Annotated in this window: 5 protein-coding genes; all 5 read left to right on the forward strand. The window is 30.2% G+C overall.

The features are described from left to right. The first annotated feature begins 87 nt into the window (after window positions 1–87). The 5 genes from thiS to GOQ29_RS02730 are packed head-to-tail and all read left to right on the forward strand — an operon-like array spanning window position 88 to window position 3,596. Entirely contained in the window at window positions 88–282 is a 195-nt protein-coding gene (gene thiS, locus GOQ29_RS02710; protein ID WP_203371095.1) for a sulfur carrier protein ThiS, read from the forward strand. A gap of 1 nt (window position 283) precedes the next feature. Beyond that, complete coding sequence (gene thiF / locus GOQ29_RS02715; protein WP_203371096.1) at window positions 284–1,084, forward strand: sulfur carrier protein ThiS adenylyltransferase ThiF; 801 nt, start codon at window positions 284–286, stop codon at window positions 1,082–1,084. A gap of 14 nt (window positions 1,085–1,098) precedes the next feature. Continuing rightward, entirely contained in the window at window positions 1,099–1,863 is a 765-nt protein-coding gene (locus tag GOQ29_RS02720) for a thiazole synthase (RefSeq protein WP_203371097.1), read from the forward strand. A gap of 12 nt (window positions 1,864–1,875) precedes the next feature. Next, window positions 1,876–2,979, forward strand: a complete 1,104-nt coding sequence (gene thiH / locus GOQ29_RS02725) for a 2-iminoacetate synthase ThiH (RefSeq protein ID WP_203371098.1) — start codon at window positions 1,876–1,878, stop codon at window positions 2,977–2,979. 14 nt (window positions 2,980–2,993) lie between these two features. Then, complete coding sequence (locus GOQ29_RS02730; protein ID WP_203371099.1) at window positions 2,994–3,596, forward strand: thiamine phosphate synthase; 603 nt, start codon at window positions 2,994–2,996, stop codon at window positions 3,594–3,596. Window positions 3,597–3,838 lie beyond the last annotated feature (242 nt).

A 3,838-nucleotide genomic window follows, 5' to 3' on the forward strand; every position in this document is an offset into this window, starting at 1 on the left:
ACCGTCGAAGGGAAACTAGGTTTCCCTAGCGAAGCGGATACGCTTTTTATCCGCATTTTTTATACAATTATGAAAGGGTGAGAAAATATGATTGTAAATGGTAAGGAAATGGATTTTAATAAAGAAATAACAGTTAGCGAATTATTAAAAGAATTAGATATAAATCCGAATAAAGTAGTTGTAGAGGTAAATTTAAATATAATAGATAAGAATAAATATGATAAAAGAAAATTAGATAGTAATTCAGAAGTAGAAATAATACGATTTGTGGGAGGGGGTTAGTATGAAGATATTTATAAATGAAAAAATCAGAAATATTCCTGAAGGAACTAAGTTATTAGATTTAAGAGATCAAATGAAAAAGAATGCTGATGTAATAGTATATAACGGTTTTATAGTAAAGGATAATTTAGAGCTTAAAGATGATGATAGAGTAGTATTTATAAAAAAGAAAGAAATGCCTTTACAAGAAGATATGGAAGCTATGTTAGTTTCCAGGCATACCCCACTAGTGCATGAAAAAGTTAAAAAATACACTGTAGGAATTGCAGGCTTAGGAGGATTAGGATCTAATGTTGCTATTTCTTTGGCAAGAATAGGAATAGGTAAACTATTATTGGTAGATTTTGATGTGGTAGAACCTAGTAATCTAAATAGACAACAATATTTTATAAGGCATAGTGGTATGAATAAGACTGATGCATTAGAAGAAGTTATTAAGGATTGTAATCCTTTTGTAAATATTGAAAAAAAGAATGTTTTTTTGGATAGAGATAATATAGAAAATATTTTTAAAGATGTAGATATTATTGTAGAAGCTTTTGATAATCCTACTTCTAAAGCAGTGATTGTTAATACAGTTTTACAAAAAATGAAAGATAAGAAAATAGTATCTGCATCTGGAATGGCCGGTTATTTTACAGGAAATACAATAGTATCAAAAAGGGTAAATGATAAATTTTATTTAATTGGAGATAGAGTAAATGAAGTTAAACCTGGTCAAGGACTTATGGCACCGCGGGTTGCTATAGCAGCAAATCATCAAGCAAATACAGTATTAAGAATAATATTAGGAGAGGAATAAAGGGGGAATATGATATGGATAAATTGATAATTGGAGGAACTGAATTGTATAGTAGGCTTTTTATAGGCACTGGAAAATATTCTTCAAATGAAATTTTACCTAAAGTAATAAAAAGTTCTAAGACACAAGTAGTGACAGTTGCTCTTAGAAGAGTAGATTTAAGTAATAAAGAAGAGAATATTTTAAGCTTTATAGATGAAGATTGTATATTGTTACCAAATACATCAGGAGCAAGAACTGCAGAAGAAGCAGTTAGAATTGCTAGATTAGCAAGGATTGTGGGATGTGGAAACTGGATTAAGATAGAAATAATTTCTGATAATAAATATCTATTGCCTGACAATAAAGAAACTATTAAAGCAACAAAAATATTAGCAAATGAGGGATTTGTAGTTTTGCCTTATATGAATCCTGATCTAATGGATTCTAAGAGAATGGTAGAAGTAGGGGCGGCAGCAGTAATGCCTTTAGGGGCTCCTATTGGAAGCAATAGAGGAATTAGAACAGAGGAAATGATTAGAATACTTATTGATGAAATAGATGTACCGATAATAGTAGATGCAGGAATTGGAAAACCTTCTGATGCTATTTTAGCTATGGAGATGGGAGCTGATGCAGTGTTAGTAAATACAGCATTAGCTACAGCTGGAGATCCTATATTGATGGGGGAAGCATTTTGTCAAGCAGTGGATGCAGGTAGAAAGGCTTACATTTCAAAGGTAGGTCCGAAAAGAATTAATGGAGAAGCATCATCACCATTGACAGGATTTTTAAGATAGAGGAGGAAGCATATGAATTTTTATCAGAAGGTTCAAGAATTTGATAATTTTGATTTTGATAAATTTTTTGGTAATGTAACTAATGAAAGAATAGAAAGCATTTTGATGGAGGATAGAATGAATGAAGAAGATTTTCTTTCTCTTTTATCTCCTAATTCTGAAAAGTATATAGAAGAAATGGCTCAGAAGGCTCATAATATATCTTTACGTCATTTTGGAAGGACTGTATTATTATATACTCCAATGTATCTATCAAATTTTTGTGTAAATAAATGTTTATATTGTGGATATAATATAGAAAATAAAATAAGGAGAAAAAAATTAACATTGGAAGAAGTAGAAGAGGAAGGTAAAGCTATATATGAAATGGGTTATAGACATATATTAATATTGACGGGGGAATCAAGAAAGCATAACCCAGTATCTTATATTAAAGATTGTGTAGGAATATTAAAAAAATATTTTAGTTCCATTGCTATTGAGATATATCCTTTAGAAGAGTATGAATATAGAGAATTAATATGTTGTGGTGTGGATAGTCTAACTCTATATCAGGAGGTATATAATGAAGAAGTTTATAAAAAAGTTCATGTAGCTGGACCTAAATCTAATTATAGATATAGGTTGGATGCTCCTGAAAGAGCTGCTAAGGCAAAAATACATTCTATTAGTATAGGAGCATTACTTGGATTAGAAGATTGGAGAAAAGAAGCTTTTTTCACAGGTATTCATGGTAAATATATAGAAAAGAATTATCCAGATGTGGAATTGACTTTATCGACTCCTAGAATAAGACCCCATGCTGGAAGTTTTGAATACGTAAGAGAGGTTACAGATAAAAATATAGTACAAGCTATATTAGCCTATAAGCTATTTTTGCATAGAGCAGGAATAAATATAACCACAAGGGAAAGAGCTGAATTTAGAGATAATCTCATTCCTTCAGGAGTTACAAAAATGTCTGCTAGCGTATCTACAGAAGTAGGAGGTCATTCGAATAAAGAAAAAGGGGAAGAACAGTTTAAAATAGATGATAATAGGAGCTTATATGAAGTAAGAAATTCTATTAAGTTTAAAGGGTATAATCCAATACTTAAAGACTGGGAATCCATATAGGAAGGATTGGATATATGATTTATGTAGTTACCAATAGACATTTAGTAACAAAAGAAAGTTTTTATGAGGCTATAGAGAGATGTTCTCAAGCTCCAATAGATGGAATTATTTTAAGGGAAAAGGATTTATCCTATAGTAAACTTTTAGATATGGCAAATAAAGTGAAACAAATTACTAATAAATATAATCTACCTTTAATAGTTAATGGAAATGAAAAAGTAGCAGAAAAGATAAATGCTTATGGTTGTCATTTTGGCTATAATGTACTACCTAATGAATACAATAGAGAAGGATTAAGATTGGGTATCTCAATTCATAGTATAGGAGAAGCTATAAAAGCAGAAAAATTAGGTGTTGATTATATTATAGCTGGTAATATATTTGAAACTGATTGTAAGCCAGGATTAGTAGGAAGAGGAATAGAGTTTATAGATTTTATTAAAAGAAAAGTATCCATACTTGTTATAGCTATAGGAGGTATAGATATTGATAATATTAAGAATGTAATTGATTCTGGTGCTGATGGAGTAGCTATTATGTCTTCAGCTATGAAGGATATAGAAAATAAGTTTATAAAAAATCTTAGACATCAGATGGATGCAGGTATAGGAAAATAGAATATAAAATCAGACGATAAAAGTCCTTAAATTTGAGGGCTTTTATACATTATATGTAGATATATTTATTCTAATTATATATTTAGGTTAATGATCTGACTGCTCCCACACCTGAAGGAGTGGGGTTCTAAACTACTAAAGACTTCTCTATCAAAAGATGGTATCTGATTGATAGAACTTGACCTACTTTCATTTAGACTTTATTATCTATAGTCCTGGTGAACTATTAACGATAACTTAAG

The sequence above is a fragment of the Anaeromonas gelatinilytica genome, assembly GCF_016820635.1.
GTDB classification, from domain to species: Bacteria; Bacillota; Clostridia; order Tissierellales; family SIT17; genus Anaeromonas; species Anaeromonas gelatinilytica.

What these genes read in the sequence shown, in the direction of transcription:
- GOQ29_RS02720 (WP_203371097.1), top strand. Translation starts at nt 1,099, where the DNA reads ATGGATAAATTGATAATTGGAGGAACTGAATTGTATAGTAGGCTTTTT.
- GOQ29_RS02730 (WP_203371099.1), top strand. Translation starts at nt 2,994, where the DNA reads ATGATTTATGTAGTTACCAATAGACATTTAGTAACAAAAGAAAGTTTT.
- thiS (WP_203371095.1), top strand. Translation starts at nt 88, where the DNA reads ATGATTGTAAATGGTAAGGAAATGGATTTTAATAAAGAAATAACAGTT.
- thiH (WP_203371098.1), top strand. Translation starts at nt 1,876, where the DNA reads ATGAATTTTTATCAGAAGGTTCAAGAATTTGATAATTTTGATTTTGAT.
- thiF (WP_203371096.1), top strand. Translation starts at nt 284, where the DNA reads ATGAAGATATTTATAAATGAAAAAATCAGAAATATTCCTGAAGGAACT.